The organism is Ferruginibacter lapsinanis, from assembly GCF_020783315.1.
GTDB classification, from domain to species: domain Bacteria; phylum Bacteroidota; class Bacteroidia; order Chitinophagales; family Chitinophagaceae; genus Ferruginibacter; species Ferruginibacter lapsinanis.
The window spans coordinates 550,851-564,450 of the sequence record NZ_CP086063.1 but is presented as its reverse complement, the minus strand read 5'-3'; the positions used below and the strand labels follow the sequence as shown (position 1 = coordinate 564,450).

At 33.6% G+C, this 13,600-nt stretch carries 14 protein-coding genes and 1 pseudogene; 10 read left to right on the top strand and 5 right to left on the bottom strand.

Annotation, left to right across the window (positions count from 1 at the left end):
* The first annotated feature begins 16 nt into the window (after nt 1-16).
* Both LK994_RS02370 and LK994_RS02365 read left to right on the top strand, forming a co-directional pair.
* A complete protein-coding gene (locus tag LK994_RS02370) occupies nt 17-1,336 on the top strand; it encodes a MutS-related protein (RefSeq protein WP_229761281.1) in 1,320 nt (439 codons plus the stop codon).
* A gap of 114 nt (nt 1,337-1,450) precedes the next feature.
* Nucleotides 1,451-2,326 (top strand): YifB family Mg chelatase-like AAA ATPase, encoded by an 876-nt coding sequence (locus tag LK994_RS02365; protein WP_229761280.1) that lies wholly within the window; start codon nt 1,451-1,453, stop codon nt 2,324-2,326.
* A 17-nt stretch (nt 2,327-2,343) separates the two neighbouring features.
* Here the strand turns inward: LK994_RS02365 and LK994_RS02360 are convergent, their stop codons facing one another.
* On the bottom strand, nt 2,344-2,904 hold the full coding sequence (locus tag LK994_RS02360; RefSeq protein WP_229761279.1) for a phosphoribosyltransferase: 561 nt from the start codon (nt 2,902-2,904) through the stop codon (nt 2,344-2,346).
* Complete coding sequence (locus LK994_RS02355; RefSeq protein WP_229761278.1) at nt 2,901-3,404, bottom strand: HAD family hydrolase; 504 nt, start codon at nt 3,402-3,404, stop codon at nt 2,901-2,903. Before LK994_RS02355 ends, LK994_RS02360 begins: the two co-directional genes overlap by 4 nt.
* 12 nt (nt 3,405-3,416) lie before the next feature.
* Here LK994_RS02355 and LK994_RS02350 point away from each other — a divergent pair, with 12 nt between their 5' ends.
* The 5 genes from LK994_RS02350 to LK994_RS02330 all read left to right on the top strand — a co-directional run bounded on the left by LK994_RS02350 (nt 3,417) and on the right by LK994_RS02330 (nt 9,624).
* On the top strand, nt 3,417-4,775 hold the full coding sequence (locus LK994_RS02350) for a DNA-processing protein DprA (RefSeq protein ID WP_229761277.1): 1,359 nt from the start codon (nt 3,417-3,419) through the stop codon (nt 4,773-4,775).
* A 375-nt stretch (nt 4,776-5,150) separates the two neighbouring features.
* The gene (locus LK994_RS02345) at nt 5,151-6,806 is read left to right on the top strand and encodes an ATP-dependent nuclease (RefSeq protein ID WP_229761276.1); all 1,656 of its coding nucleotides are present in this window, start codon (nt 5,151-5,153) and stop codon (nt 6,804-6,806) included.
* Between the two features lie 76 nt (nt 6,807-6,882).
* The gene (locus LK994_RS02340; protein WP_229761275.1) at nt 6,883-7,953 is read left to right on the top strand and encodes a HindVP family restriction endonuclease; all 1,071 of its coding nucleotides are present in this window, start codon (nt 6,883-6,885) and stop codon (nt 7,951-7,953) included.
* A gap of 21 nt (nt 7,954-7,974) precedes the next feature.
* Nucleotides 7,975-8,913: a DNA cytosine methyltransferase gene (locus LK994_RS02335; protein ID WP_229761274.1), complete on the top strand. Its 939-nt coding sequence runs from the start codon at nt 7,975-7,977 to the stop codon at nt 8,911-8,913.
* A 114-nt stretch (nt 8,914-9,027) separates the two neighbouring features.
* Nucleotides 9,028-9,624 (top strand): recombinase family protein, encoded by a 597-nt coding sequence (locus LK994_RS02330; RefSeq protein WP_229761273.1) that lies wholly within the window; start codon nt 9,028-9,030, stop codon nt 9,622-9,624.
* Nucleotides 9,625-9,797: 173 nt separating this feature from the next.
* On the opposite strand, the gene LK994_RS02325 is transcribed toward LK994_RS02330, so the two are convergent.
* The 3 genes from LK994_RS02325 to LK994_RS02315 all read right to left on the bottom strand — a co-directional run bounded on the left by LK994_RS02325 (nt 9,798) and on the right by LK994_RS02315 (nt 10,854).
* Nucleotides 9,798-9,953, bottom strand: coding sequence for a hypothetical protein (locus LK994_RS02325; RefSeq protein WP_229761272.1), 156 nt, complete (start codon nt 9,951-9,953; stop codon nt 9,798-9,800).
* A gap of 146 nt (nt 9,954-10,099) precedes the next feature.
* The gene (locus LK994_RS02320; RefSeq protein WP_229761271.1) at nt 10,100-10,309 is read right to left on the bottom strand and encodes a hypothetical protein; all 210 of its coding nucleotides are present in this window, start codon (nt 10,307-10,309) and stop codon (nt 10,100-10,102) included.
* A 38-nt stretch (nt 10,310-10,347) separates the two neighbouring features.
* Nucleotides 10,348-10,854 carry a hypothetical protein gene (locus LK994_RS02315; protein WP_229761270.1) on the bottom strand — a complete coding sequence of 169 codons (507 nt, stop codon included), beginning with the start codon at nt 10,852-10,854 and terminating at the stop codon, nt 10,348-10,350.
* 232 nt (nt 10,855-11,086) lie between these two features.
* Here LK994_RS02315 and LK994_RS02310 point away from each other — a divergent pair, with 232 nt between their 5' ends.
* The 3 genes and pseudogenes from LK994_RS02310 to LK994_RS14525 all read left to right on the top strand — a co-directional run bounded on the left by LK994_RS02310 (nt 11,087) and on the right by LK994_RS14525 (nt 13,541).
* Entirely contained in the window at nt 11,087-12,805 is a 1,719-nt protein-coding gene (locus tag LK994_RS02310; RefSeq protein WP_229761269.1) for a recombinase family protein, read from the top strand.
* 40 nt (nt 12,806-12,845) lie between these two features.
* A pseudogene (locus tag LK994_RS14530) lies at nt 12,846-13,184 on the top strand (ATP-binding protein); the annotation flags it as partial.
* 15 nt (nt 13,185-13,199) lie between these two features.
* Nucleotides 13,200-13,541 (top strand): magnesium chelatase subunit ChlI family protein, encoded by a 342-nt coding sequence (locus LK994_RS14525; protein ID WP_262907918.1) that lies wholly within the window; start codon nt 13,200-13,202, stop codon nt 13,539-13,541.
* Nucleotides 13,542-13,600: the final 59 nt, after the last annotated feature.

Sequence of the window (13,600 nt, the reverse complement as noted above, 5' to 3'; positions counted from 1 at the left end):
AATAGCTGATAGGGGCATGGAGATTGACAACACAACACTTACTGATCTTTCAATAATGAATGTAGGAGAAGATATGTCTATTTTCTCCAAACTGGATTTTTGTAAAACAGTACCCGGAAGAGGTAGGATGTATGAAAACTTTAATACTCCTTTACAATCGATTAAAGAAATTACAAGTATTCAAGATACCTTAAAAGTAATTATTAAAAGCGAACATTTATGGCCAACACAAATAAGCAATGGTTCAATAATGGTGGTTCAGAAATTTTATCAGGCAACGATTGATGAAATTCCCTCTGATCCGTCAGCTTTGAGTGTATATGGATATAAATTATTTCATGGTCCCGATTTTCACCTGGTGAAATATTCTGTGCAGCATGCATTTGATTTTATAAAAGGTATGCAGTTGTTGGTAATGCATTTCCTTAAAGATGACACACCGTCTCCGTTGAAGAATATACTGATGCAGGCTAAAGAGCTCATTGATAAGCAGCAGTTCTTGATCATAGAAAAAAACGAAAAACCTGCAATTCTTACATTAGGACAACAGTTACATCTGGCGCATTTTATCCGGTATAATTACAAGCAAAATATGTTGGCATTGCTGGATATGTATTTTCAATTAGATGCCTGGTATGGAATGGCAATGGCTGTAAAGCAACATGGACTTGTGTTTCCTGTTTTTGTGCCTGGCGATCAGCCCGTTGTAAAAGCAACTGGCTTATATCATCTCTTATTGGAAAAACCGGTATCGTATGATATTGTATTAAGTCCGGAATCAAATTTTATTTTTCTTACGGGTGCAAACATGGCGGGTAAAAGCACTTTCATAAAATCGGTTGGCTCTGCGGTATTTTTAGCACATATTGGTATGGGAGTTCCGGCTCAGCAATTAGAGTTGAGTTTGTTTGATGGCTTATTAAGTAATATCAATGTAGTTGACAACCTGATCAAAGGAGAAAGTTATTTTTATAATGAAGTACAGCGGATAAAGGCTACTATTAATAAAGTAACAGATAAAAGAAAATGGTTGATACTGATCGATGAATTATTTAAAGGTACGAATGTTGAAGACGCAATGAAATGTTCTTCAGTAGTGATAGAAGGCTTGTTAAAGATCAAGAATTCACTATTTATTTTATCTACGCATTTATACGAAATAGGGGAAGGACTTAAAAAATATCCGAATATCAATTTTAACTATTTTGAAACTGCTGTTACCGATTCACAATTACATTTTAGTTATCAATTAAAAAAAGGGATCAGCAATGACAGGTTGGGTTATTTGATCCTTAAAAAAGAAGGAGTGGTAGATATGCTGGATAAACTCAGTTAGTACTTTCTTTATATTCGCTTTTGTTTTTTTTCTTCATGCATAAAATTATTTATTACTTATCTTACATTGCCTTTCCTGGTGACACTCCACCCATTTTTTATTTAATAATTTTTTATGTTGGTAAAAACATATGGCAGCGCTGTTTACGGCGTAGAGGCAATTACAATTGCCGTAGAGGTAAATATTAATAACCAGGGAAAGTCTGATGCGGTAATTGTAGGTTTGCCGGATAGCGCTGTAAAAGAAAGTATGCAGCGGGTTGAAAGTGCTATAAAAGCGAATCATTTTTTTATGCCACGTACAAAACTGGTGGTCAACCTTGCCCCGGCAGATATTAAAAAAAGCGGTACTGCTTTTGATCTGCCTATTGCTATTGGAACATTAGGAGCTAGTGAGCAATTAGACAATCCGGAAAAATTAGCTGAATATGTGATCATGGGTGAATTGAGTTTAGATGGAACCGTTAGATCTATCAAAGGAGCATTACCCATTGCCATACAAGCTGGGAAGGAAAATTTTAAAGGTCTGATTGTGCCTTTGCAAAATGCAAGAGAAGCAGCTATGGTAAATAATCTGCATGTTTATGGTGTTACGCATCTGAATGAGGTGATTCGATTTTTTGAAGATGAAAGTTCTTTAGAGCCAATCATTGTAAATACGAGAGAAGAATTTGCACAGGCTCAAAGTGATTTCGAAATTGATTTTTCTGATGTAAAAGGTCAGGAAAATATTAAAAGGGCTTTGGAAATTGCAGCGGCTGGTGGGCATAATGCTATTCTGATTGGTCCGCCAGGTGCAGGTAAAACGATGTTGGCTAAGCGTTTGCCAACGATATTACCACCGTTGTCTTTACAGGAAGCATTGGAAACAACAAAGATCCATTCTGTTGCCGGAAAACTTCCTGAGAATGCAACACTGATATCAAAACGTCCTTACAGAAGTCCACATCATACAATATCAGATGTAGCTATATCTAATGCGGGGGTATGAAATTTATATTATTAATATTAAAAAATAACGGATTCCTCTGGCCAATGTGTTTTGCCTAGCATAACACCAATTACAGAACGAACTCCTAATTGGTTTAAATGTTGATGTATTAATGTAAATGATTTTCCCATAGTCATCACATCATCGAGTAGGATTATATCTTTTCCTTTTACATCCCCAAAATTAATGCTAGGTATCACTTGGGTATAATCTCTATGCCCTCCAACATGAACTTGATTTCTATCGCCTATCGGTTTCAATAATTCATATCCATTGTGAACACCACATGTATTGGAAATATTTTGACATAGGCTTTCGTACCTTATTTTGTTGGCATTTACCTTTGATGCAGGTATAACACCTACCCAGAAATCAAAGCCAGGATTGCCTTGTTTTAACCCAGTGATACAGTCAGTAAACAACTTTAATACTGGTTGGTATATACCATCTTTAAATTGATATATTGTTTGTCGATTTTGACTATAAGGCAATTCTACAATATATCTCTGAGGATAGTATTTTAAAAAAGTAATAATATTTGTTCCACTTATTGGATGGAGTTCTTTTTCTACAATCATATTTTAACATTTAAAAAGTTTGCAAGTTCTTTTGGTTCAAGGAAAATATTTTCTGGCTTTGTTGAAAAAGTATAATTGTTTGAATGCCACTTAACTCCAATTGATGTTATGTTTGCTCTTTGTCCAGCTAAAATGTCATTGTCATGGTCTCCTACATTTAAACAATCTTGGCTTGAAACATTTAGTTTTTTCATAATTAAATTAAACGCTTCTGGATTGGGTTTTCTTAAAGAAACATCATGGAAAGCAACTAATGCATCATAGGGTATTCCAAAATGTTGTAAAACCCCTTTAGCATAGGTACTTGGAGAATTGGTGACAATTCCTATTTTTATGCTTGCATTGTGTAATTTTATAACAAGTTTTTTTAAGTCTTCTAGTTGATTTATAAGATTTAAACTTTGCATTACTTTTGGCCATCTTCTATTTGCTCGTAATGCTTCAATGGCAGAGGAATCAATTAATGTCTGGTCTAAGTCAAAAATGATAACTTTATACATAATTTTAAAAATATGATTTCAATAGTTGAATTATTAGCTATAAGTTCCATTGCTGGAATTGGAGACCAAACTTTGCGTAGAATAATTAAGAGTAATCTCTCAATAAGGGAATTAAAAAATATCGACAATACAAGTTTAAGCCAAATATTTAATAATCAAAAATCTTTGGAGGGTTTTCTTGAGCAATATGAAAATGCTAGAGAAAGTGCCGAGGATAATTTAATGAGCTTTGAAACACAAGGAATACAAGTACTACATTATTATAGTGAAGATTATCCTCCCTTACTGAGACTAATAGACGATTTTCCTATTTTCCTATTTTGCAAAGGGAATACTAAATTGCTGAAAAACACCAAGAACGTGGCGGTAATAGGAACTCGTGAATGCTCGGAAGTTGGAAGTAGAATTGCTCGTAATACTGCATCGTATTTTGCAGAACATAAATATACTATAGTAAGCGGATTGGCAAAAGGAATAGATGCCATTGGTCATAAGGCTGCTCTAGATGCGAATGGGAAAACTATTGCTGTTTTAATTGATGTGGCGAAAATTTACCCTAAGGAAAATACTGAATTAGCGAATAGGATATTATCGAACGATGGCTTGCTAATTTCTGAGAATAGACCAGGGTCTTTTCAAGGAAAAAACGCTTTTGTATTACGTGACAGAATACAAAGTGGTCTATCTCTTGCAATATTCCCAATTGAAACGGATATTGTTGGGGGCACTATGCATACCGTTAAGTACGCAACCAAGCAACAGCGATATATTTTTGTTCCGAATGTATACAATGATTTAATTAGAAATCAATACGAAATTTCTGTAGGTTTTAGTTTTGGTAAAATTCAGGGTATACGACATTTAATAGACACCAAGCAAGCTATACCTTATATAAAAGATGACTATAAATTAATGGAGGACAGATTAATGAATTTGGAAACTACATTATTAAATGACCACATATTCAAGAATCCAACCTTAGTTAAAGCTAACGAATCTATAGTAGAAAAAAATGAGGTGACTGTAAACAACCAGCAGCCAGACCTTATTATTTCTGAACCAACTGAGATTGAAGTGAACTTAGGGCATGAAGAAAAAGAATTAATTAAGACGGACAAAAAACAAGAACTTAAAGTTGCAATTTTTGAAATTAAAAATAGAGAGTCACAACTTTCTGGAATTTTAGATACTATTTCTAAACAATTAAGTGATTGCAAACAAGAATATAAAGACTTAACAAAACTTCTTAAATCTTTTGAAAAGGAATACAAGGAATTATTAGAAGATACAAAGACAAAATCTACTAAGAAGAAAAAACCTTCAAGCTCGTCTACAAATAATCCCAAACTATTCACGAACGAATCATTGTAAATTCTTACATTGAATAGTGCTAACCTTCAAAGGGTCCTAAAATGTTTTTTGTTGTAAAGGAAATTAGCTTTTCAGAAGTCCTAGAGTAGATAAAGTTACTGATGTTAAACTTATTAATTGGAGGGCTCAATAAATGTGACTTTTTGAAGACGCATAATAAGGGATAAATGCTGTTAAAGCAAGCTTATCGCAATGGTGATGATAGGGGGTAAAACAAGTACGAGATGTGCACATGAGTAAGTAAGACGATAAGACTCACGGTAGAGCTCATACCCGTCTAAGGTAATTATAACTAATGGTAAAGATGATGAGGTCATGAGTAGTAACATGTAGTATTATTTCCTTAGATTGCTATACCCATAATCAATAACTAGCATGAAAATCAAACAAATTGTTATAAGAAATTATAAAAGCATTCATCATATAGATTTGAATTGCTCGGATAAAATAAATGCTTTTATTGGAGAAAATAGCGTTGGGAAAAGCAATATTTTCAATGCAATAAATTGGTGTTTAGGTCCAATCTATCCTTCATTTAATGCTACTCAACCTCAAGACCATTTTATGGGTCTGGAATCTAATGAAATCAAAATTTCATTAATGTTTGATGACGGTAAATATTTACAGTTGGCCGAAAAATGGATGTATAATGAAAGGTTCGAAAAGTCAGGATTAAACTTATCCTCAAATTATGTAACAGATATTGAAAGACAAAAATATTGCTCCGCTTATTTAGGAGTAGATAGGTCTATATTAGATTATTCACCTTCAAATAGATGGTCTTTAATGGGTCGAATATTGCAGGACATTAACCAAATGTTTAAAGAAGAAGAAATTATTGATGGTGATTCAGGAGAAGTAACCAAAAAGACAGATTTGTTTAAAACAGAAATAGAAAAAATAAGAGACAATATATTGTTCACAGTAGAAGACCAGCATGGTGTGCAGGTAATGAAAAAATTTATAAAAATATTACAGGTAGAAACAGCTAAGCAACTCAATAAACCTGAAGATGAATTAAAAATAGATTTGAATTTATATGACCCATGGAATTTCTTTAGAACTTTGCAGCTTATCATCTGTGAGAATGACACAAATCTTTCTTTTCAAGCTTCGAACTTAGGGATGGGAGTTCAAGCTTCTATTTCGATAGCTATTTTAAAAGCATATTCTCAAATAAAATTAAAAAATAGCACTCCCATTTTTATTGATGAACCTGAATTGTTTTTACATCCACAAGCGCAAAGAAATTTTTATAAAGTTTTATCTGAGTTAGCAGAGAGTGGAACTCAAATATTTTTTACAACTCATTCACCAGATTTTTTAAACGTTGGAAGGTTTAATGAAATATTTATTGTAAGAAAAAGTGTTGATAAAGGGACGTATATAAGGTGTTCAAAGCCCATAGATTTTGCGCAGGATTTGAACTTAAGAAAGGGATTTCAACCTTCAGAAGAAGATATATTACTTCATTATAAGAATGCTTATGAAGAAACTGGAGATACACAAAAAGCGAACGAAGCTTTCTTCGCTAAAAAAATAATTCTTGTTGAAGGACAAAGCGAATCTCTAATTTTACCTTTTCTTTTTGATAAAATTGAGTATGATTATATAAGCAAGGGTATCACAATAGTTAGATGTGGGAATAAAAATGAGTTAGATAGATTTTATAGATTATATACTGAATTTGGGATTCCGTGTTTTGTAATATTCGATGGCGACATTCAGCATGTAGGAACACAAGATGAACAAGCTACCATTGAAAAGAATAAAGTATTGTTGGCTTTATTTGGATTAGAAAATGATTATCCTGACAATAACGTACATGATTGTTTTCTGGGCTTCACTAAAACTTTAAATGACAATTTAGGTGTTGTAACATCAAAGAAAGGGTTAGAATTATTTAAATTCGTAAAAGGTAAAATTGATAAGTCAAATGTTCCATCTTGGGTCGTAGAAGTAAGTCAGAAAATTGATGGGCTAACTGATAACGTTCCTTCTGTTTTATTAAAACCTCTAGCTACGGTTTAAAGTTTATTGCATCATTTTGTATAATACATGAGTATACACAACATTAATCTTAAATTGCAATCACAAAAAATTAAATATGGAACAAAACCCAGGGTTATTTGGTATTACTTATTCAAATAGAGACTTTACTCAATCGGATACATGGGGCAAAAATCAATTCAACTCGTCCTTTCCAGCAGCCTTAACGAATTATCTTAGTTCCAGAAAATTTGAAAATATATATTTGATTCTTGACAAAGAGTTACAAGTTCAGCATACTAAAATTAGCACTAATGCTCTCTTTGGTATTTCACCAACTTCCGATGACCTTTTTTTCTCATTTGAAAGTCCCTATACACCATACCAACAATTGGTTATTGGACACCTTCCACGAGTAGATTTGGTAACACAACAAAGAAGTAATGGGCAAGTTTTACGACCATTAGAAATAAAATTAACAGCACTCCCAGATAATTCTACCTGTGATTTGAAGGATGACTATTTTAGTAGCGAAATTGTTATTAGACCAGATACTATTGTTTATTTAGCATGTAGTATTGCCTCTAACTTTAAGGACAATTATGGCGACTTGAAAAAACTGATTGGCACTGACTTCGACATAATAGAAGATTGGTCTGATGGTACAAAAGTCTGGCCTCACATACACAAAATGATTTCTGCAATTGATAGAATTATTCTTTCAATGTTGGAACAACAAGAACCGATTTTGATGCAACCAATTTGGAAAACGGAAGGCAAATCGCCGCAATTGGCTGAGAATTGTCTTGATGTATTTGTTTGGTCCAATTTTGCATTTGCACAGCTTTTTGTAGACGTGGCTCGTGGTGAACTAAATGAAGTAACTAGAATAACTCGTCAAATTAGAACTATCATTTGGCTTTTTAAAATGTTATATGATTTCGGTAATGATGGACAATTTAACCACTCAAAAATCATTGATGAGTTATCTTATAACACTAAGAACGATAAAGCATTTTCAGTTAGCGGTCGCATTACTCATCGCTTTTTAACTTGTGATGAACTTACTAATCCGAGAATTTCAAAAAGTGAAATCAAGAATATAATTCTTGGTGGTGGTCAACTCTTGTTAAGCCCTGAAAGAAGATTTGATGCAATAATTTATAACTCACCAGAACTTTTTAACTAAATATTTTAGTATCTTAGCAAAATGGAAATAGTAGATTTATTCTCTGGATGCGGTGGCATGTCTTTAGGGTTTCAGAATGCAGGATATTCAATAACTGCAGCATTTGATAATTGGGCCCCTGCTGTGAAAGTATATAAAGATAACTTTAACCACCCCATCTATGATACAGATTTATCAGATGACAGTGCATTAGAACAAATTATTGGATTTAATCCTCAAATGATAATTGGTGGTCCTCCATGTCAGGATTTTTCAAGTGCTGGTAAAAGAGATGAATCCTTAGGACGAGCTGACTTAACACTTAGATTTGCTAATATCATTTCTCAAAGCTTGCCAGAATGGTTTGTTATGGAAAATGTCGAACTGATTAAGAAAAGCCGAATCTTGAAAGAAGCGTTATCTATATTCAAAAACTCTGGTTATGGTCTTTCTCAGCAAGTTCTTGATGCAAGTTATTGTGGAGTACCTCAAGCAAGAAAGCGTTTTTTTATAGTAGGTCATTTAAATTCAGAAGATGGTTTTTTAAATCCATACTTTGATGCAAATCAAACACAAACGCAAATGACTGTATTTGATTTTTTAGGTAATTCATTAGGCCTAGAACATTACTATCGTCATCCTAGAAGCTATTCGAGAAGGGGAATATTTAGTATTCATGAACCCAGTCCAACTATCCGTGGTGTTAACAGACCTATCCCCAAAAACTATGTTAGACATGCTGGGGACCCAGTAGAGGTTAGCCCTATGATTAGACCCTTAACTACTCTTGAAAGAAGTTACATTCAAACCTTTCCAACAACCTTTATATTTAACGGTACTAAGACCGAATTAGAACAGATTATCGGGAATGCCGTTCCTGTAAACCTAGGTGAATTTGTTGCTAATTGTATTAATCAATACATAAGGGATAGGGACAATGATAATGTCAGAACAAATAGCCATTTATTATTTGCAACATAAATAGGGTATACTTGAATTGAAACACCTTAGACATAAAAAATGTAAATAATAAAGGGTGTTTTATTTTGCCACCCTAATTTAAAACACTATCTTTATGGTTACATATTAATAAAGATGAAAAAAGCAAAGTATATACGTTGTAGCACTGTTGAACAGAACACTTCTAGACAAGAAGTAAATTCTTCTGAGTTCTCTAAAATCTATATAGACCGATGTAGTGGCACTATTGGATTAAAAGAGCGAAAAGAAGGCCGAAGGTTAATCAAAGATATTGAAGCTGGACAGATAGATGAATTACATGTGGTTAGTATATGCCGCTTAGGAAGGTCTATAATTGAATTACTTAACAATGTAGAATTTTTTACAGCTCACAGAGTCAATCTTTATGTGGAAAATATTGGTATGTACAGCATGATTAATGGAAAGCCGAATCCGACCTTTAAAATGATAGTTAGTGTATTAGGTAATGTCGCTGAGATGGAGCGGTTGGGTATACTTGAAAAACAACGTATGGGTATTGAACTAGCCAAGGCTCAGGGTAAATATAAAGGCCGCTTATATGGTACTAAAATGAGCGACAATGAACTTTTAGAAAAATACAAGAAAACAGTTAAGGAGTTAAAGGCTGGTCAATCTTTGAGAAGAGCTGCTGCTCTTGGGGAATGTAGTCTATCAACAGCACATCGAATCAGTAAACTTATTGCCGCCTAACTTACTTTAATAATTTTTTTGTAAAATTTTTTTTGAACAACATCACCCCTTCATTTTTTTAAGGTAATAAATTCAAAATGTAAGCGAGATAACAAATGTTACCGCTAATTATATTATTACTAGGGAGGGGGGGTGGGTAAAAAAGACGGCCCCATTTGGGACCGTCAATGAAACTATGAGAGCTGCTCTATCCGTTTTCGGATGTCCTCAATTTCTTTTTTAAGCCTTAAAATCTGCAACTGCTTATTAGTTTCTTGTTTTTTTACTGGGTCTTGCTCGGCCTGAGCTTGCATTGTTTTTATTCGTATTGCATCAATTAAATCTTTCATATTAATTTCTTTTGTTTTTCCTATGTTGAACGTTAACCCTATGACCTATAATCTCGTTTTTAGTACGAAAAACCCAGTATTTGCACAATAGATTACATAGCAAATACTGGAGACTCTAGGTACAAAAAGGATGGTTAATGTGTTGTTTAACCTACGTTTAATTTACTTTCAGACGTTATCAATTCGGCCTCAAATAAATCAAGGATTTTGTTCTGTTTAACTAGGTGGTTATACTCTGTTACTAAACTTTCTGGACTTGTATCGGCAGCTTCTTCATAATTAAGGGTTACATAGTTAGTTATTAGCCAAAGTAGGTGTGGCATTTCTTCTAGTTGTGTAATTGTTAGTTTTTTCATAGTGTTTGATTTTAGATTACCACTTGCTAGTGGTGTTTTTATTTTTTTATTTTTGTTATGGTACAACCATCTTTGGTCATATAAGCTTTCCAACCTTCGAGGTCCCAAACAGTCGCTTCGTTATACACTACATTTGAAAAGCCGAGCCTTAAATTTTCAATTAGCTCAGCTCTTTTTTTACAATTAGTATAACAATGAATATGGTTTTGATTATTAGCTTTTTTCTTTTCAACTACATAGTTTATCTCTAACGATGGTTGATTAATTCGGCTACTAACAAAATTCATTATCTCATGAATATCACTCTCATTTATATGGCGACATGGGTCTATGGTTAAAGCATAATACTTGCTTTTACTTTGACGCTGAGGTTTAAATCTAGAGACTAAAATGTGGTGAATCTCCCAACTTTTATTAATGTCTTTTCTTAATAGGTCTTTGGTAGTAGTGGGCTCTAGTTTTGCTATTTTTTGCCTTATGCTCCTAATTGATATCTTATGATGCTCAGCTAATTCTTTTACGGTTAAATACTCTTTCTTAATCATTTTTTGTTATTTGCTAGACACACCATAACTATTAGCAAGTGCGCTTATTGCCGCATAGGTATTGGTGTCTTATTATTATAAATATGTCAGTTTCCTAGGAAATAAGCAATTATACTTGTAAAACTTTATGAAGTCAATAAAAACGCCCCTAAATAGGAAAATAAATATTTTCGCTACCCCTACACTGATAATATAACCATGTTTAATTATCTTTATAAAAACTTAAATTTATATGACGTTAGGAGTATATTGTAGGATTTCAAAACTTAAAGATGAGGGTAAGGATAGAAGCATAAGTAATCAAAAAAAACTTGGCATTGAAAAGGCCAAAAGATTAAAAATTGAATACGACTTATACGTTGATGAAGGGTATAGCGGTGCTAGTGAAAACATAGAAGATAGGCCTGAATTAAACCGATTGCTCACTGACATCGTTAATGGAAAAGTTACAGCAGTTTTTGCCTATGACCAATCACGCTTTGAAAGGAACCCTCAAATGCGATATGCAATTGGTAAAATCTTTAAGGATTGCGAAGTAGAATATTATACTCATGTAGATGGTAAAGTAGACTTAAATGACCCACAAGCTGAGTTGTTTGGTGATATGCTTTCTGTCTTCAACAAATACCATGTAACATTAACTAAGTTGAAGGTTAAGTCAGTTCTGAAGCAACGGGCTGAAGAAGGGAAGGCTCATGGAATCATGGCTTATGGTTATAAGCGAGATGTAAAAGGTAAAATATCTATAGATGCTGATGAAGCAAAGATTGTTAAACGCATTTATTCTTTGTCTTTAAAAGGAATTGGAACCAGAAGTATAGCAGCATTATTAAATAGCGAGGAAGTCCCAACTAGATATAATATAATTGGTAAGGGTAAGTTAAGTACTAAAAATAAATACACTAAAGAAATTACCACTAAAGCAAAGAAAGATATATTATGGTCTGGTAATACTATACGTAATATAATAACTAATAAGTGTTACGCGGGTGAGAGAACTTACTCTAATGAAGTTTACCAAATTCCAGCAATCATAAAGATAGATTACTGGCAAAAGGTAAATGATAACCTTTCTAAAAATGCGAACAACAGTGGTAAAAAAGTAGTTCATCGGTATCTCTTAAAAGGGTTAATCCGCTGTGGGGTATGTCAACGAAATATGTATGGCAGAACTCGTATTGATAAGCATGATAACTATTACATGTGCAGTAGTAAGAGAATGGAAAATGAGAATTGTGAAAACCGAAGTATTAATATAGATAAAATTGAAAATTTTATTTGGGGTAATTTGTTTACTAAAAAGGATTTTTTTAAACGCTTAGAATCGGAGTTCAAATTTAACAAGTCAAAGCTCCAGGAACTTGAGAGCGACATAATATCTGATAAGAAGTTGGTTGAAGGCTTAAACTCTGAAAGACAGAAAGCTATTGATTTGAGATTGAAAGATTTGATTAGTGATGATGATTTGAGAAACATCAAGAAACGATTAGAAGGAATAATAAAAGATACCAACTTGAAATTGGCTGATGCTGAGCATCGCTATCAAAGTATGTTGGAAGGTGAGGGGCTGGTAAAAAAACTAAAACATGCTTTTGAAGATTATACTCAAGTCACCAACTTCAAGCAAAAGCAAAACATAATCAATGAATATATTAAAAATATCATTGTAACCTTTGTGGATGACCGCTATTACAATATAGAAATTCAATATAAAGGTGAATTAGGTATCGAGACTTGGAAGACACCTGACCGTAATGCTAATAATTTTTACACACTTAAATTGAAGCCAGATGGCACTTCACATGCTATTGTTAGTGCACCACGTCCAATTAAGAATCCGAAAGATAATAGTAATTGGGAAAACTTTATGAAAACCAGTGGTGATTTTAAATTAGTTAGTAATAATAGGCATAAGCCTAATGTATATAAGCCTAAATTGAAGAAAAAATAGTAGTAATAATACCCCTACATTAGATAAACTTACTGATGTTGCCCTCGTGGGAGGAGGAGGCAATCCTCAACCAGGAGAAATTTCGTTGGCGCATAATGGAGTATTGTTCTTAGATGAATTGCCTGAATTTAAAAGAACGGTGTTGGAAGTAATGCGTCAACCAATGGAAGAAAGAAGAGTAACAATCAGTCGTGCAAAAGTAGCGCTGGACTTTCCGGCGAGTTTTATGTTAATTGCCAGTATGAATCCTTGTCCTTGCGGTTTTTTTAATCATCCCGAGAAGGAATGTACCTGTCCGCCGGGTGCTGTACAAAAATATTTGAATAAAATATCGGGGCCATTATTAGATAGGATTGATCTGCATGTTGAAGTAACTCCTGTTGCTTTCAGTGAATTGTCTTCTTCTCAGCAATTTGAAAAAAGTGAAAAGATCAGACAACGAGTAATTGTTGCAAGAGAGATACAAGGAGAACGATATAAACAAACTGTGGGTGTATATGCTAATGCTCAAATGAGTAGTAAGATGCTAAAAGAAATTTGCGTTATCAATACTGCCAGTCAAAATCTGTTGAAAGCAGCAATGGAAAAATTAAATCTGAGTGCCAGGGCATACGATAGAATTTTAAAAGTAAGCAGAACAATTGCCGACCTTGCTGGTAGTGAGGATATTAAAGCAGAGCATTTGGCCGAGGCTATACAATACAGGAGTTTGGACAGAGAAGGATGGGCTGGGTAGGGCTATATCGATAGATCGGCATTGTCGCTGTTTAAACATTGATGAGTTTCGATATATCG

What these genes read in the sequence shown, in the direction of transcription:
- LK994_RS02345 (WP_229761276.1), top strand. Translation starts at nt 5,151, where the DNA reads ATGAAAATCAAACAAATTGTTATAAGAAATTATAAAAGCATTCATCAT.
- LK994_RS02360 (WP_229761279.1), bottom strand. Translation starts at nt 2,904, where the DNA reads ATGATTGTAGAAAAAGAACTCCATCCAATAAGTGGAACAAATATTATT.
- LK994_RS02330 (WP_229761273.1), top strand. Translation starts at nt 9,028, where the DNA reads ATGAAAAAAGCAAAGTATATACGTTGTAGCACTGTTGAACAGAACACT.
- LK994_RS02370 (WP_229761281.1), top strand. Translation starts at nt 17, where the DNA reads ATGGAGATTGACAACACAACACTTACTGATCTTTCAATAATGAATGTA.
- LK994_RS02310 (WP_229761269.1), top strand. Translation starts at nt 11,087, where the DNA reads ATGACGTTAGGAGTATATTGTAGGATTTCAAAACTTAAAGATGAGGGT.
- LK994_RS02365 (WP_229761280.1), top strand. Translation starts at nt 1,451, where the DNA reads ATGTTGGTAAAAACATATGGCAGCGCTGTTTACGGCGTAGAGGCAATT.
- LK994_RS02325 (WP_229761272.1), bottom strand. Translation starts at nt 9,953, where the DNA reads ATGAAAGATTTAATTGATGCAATACGAATAAAAACAATGCAAGCTCAG.
- LK994_RS02315 (WP_229761270.1), bottom strand. Translation starts at nt 10,854, where the DNA reads ATGATTAAGAAAGAGTATTTAACCGTAAAAGAATTAGCTGAGCATCAT.
- LK994_RS02350 (WP_229761277.1), top strand. Translation starts at nt 3,417, where the DNA reads ATGATTTCAATAGTTGAATTATTAGCTATAAGTTCCATTGCTGGAATT.
- LK994_RS02340 (WP_229761275.1), top strand. Translation starts at nt 6,883, where the DNA reads ATGGAACAAAACCCAGGGTTATTTGGTATTACTTATTCAAATAGAGAC.
- LK994_RS02355 (WP_229761278.1), bottom strand. Translation starts at nt 3,404, where the DNA reads ATGTATAAAGTTATCATTTTTGACTTAGACCAGACATTAATTGATTCC.
- LK994_RS02320 (WP_229761271.1), bottom strand. Translation starts at nt 10,309, where the DNA reads ATGAAAAAACTAACAATTACACAACTAGAAGAAATGCCACACCTACTT.
- LK994_RS02335 (WP_229761274.1), top strand. Translation starts at nt 7,975, where the DNA reads ATGGAAATAGTAGATTTATTCTCTGGATGCGGTGGCATGTCTTTAGGG.